1 protein-coding gene is annotated in these 696 nt (G+C 24.6%); it reads right to left on the bottom strand.

The features are described 5' to 3' along the window. Positions 1-317, bottom strand: a 317-nt coding sequence (locus DXN04_RS34705) for a hypothetical protein (RefSeq protein ID WP_147320171.1), incomplete at its 3' end; no start/stop codon positions are given. Positions 318-696: the final 379 nt, after the last annotated feature.

Here is a 696-nt window from a genome sequence, read left to right as displayed (position 1 = left end):
CCTCCACTAATACTTATTTCAAAAGTTTGATTACATATATCTTTAGAATCACTAAATGAATCAGTATTACCATAACAATAACCATTTGGTTCATCTTTTGGTTCATAAACATTAGTTTTTCTAAAACAAACTTTATTAATAACTTGTGGAATTATAACATCATTAAAAATAGGAAATCCAATACTATACCATTTAGTATAATTAGTTTTATCAATTTTATAACGAATAAATAGAAAATAAAATCCTTTATAAGCTCCACCACTAACATAATTTAAACCACTAATAGTAGGTAAAGTTATTTGTGGAATAATAGACATTTCAGAATCAGGACGGTCAGAATCTAAGTCAATATTAATAGTTTTAAGAGGAACATCAACTGAAGCATTACTTTCTGCAATAGTTATAATAAGATGATTTTTAACATTATAAGTATATGTTCCTTTAATTTTTCCACCATTATATTTCCAATTACTATTTACTCTATAACAATTATCAGCTTGTTCATTATATCTATAAATATAAGATTCATTCGAATCAGTATTAACAATAAATAAAATAAGTTCAGTACTAGTAGGAATAACACCAACTATTTTAAAATTATTAATACCATCTTCATGAATAGCGTTAGCAATTACTTTACAATCTTCAAGTCCTTATTCATTAGTTGCTGCTAAAAATGTTAAAGTAAGTAATGAT

Source organism: Chitinophaga silvisoli (assembly GCF_003412465.1).
Lineage (GTDB): Bacteria > Bacteroidota > Bacteroidia > Chitinophagales > Chitinophagaceae > Chitinophaga > Chitinophaga silvisoli.
The sequence above is the reverse complement of the archived record's forward strand: the minus strand, read 5'-3'. Positions and strand labels throughout refer to the sequence as shown.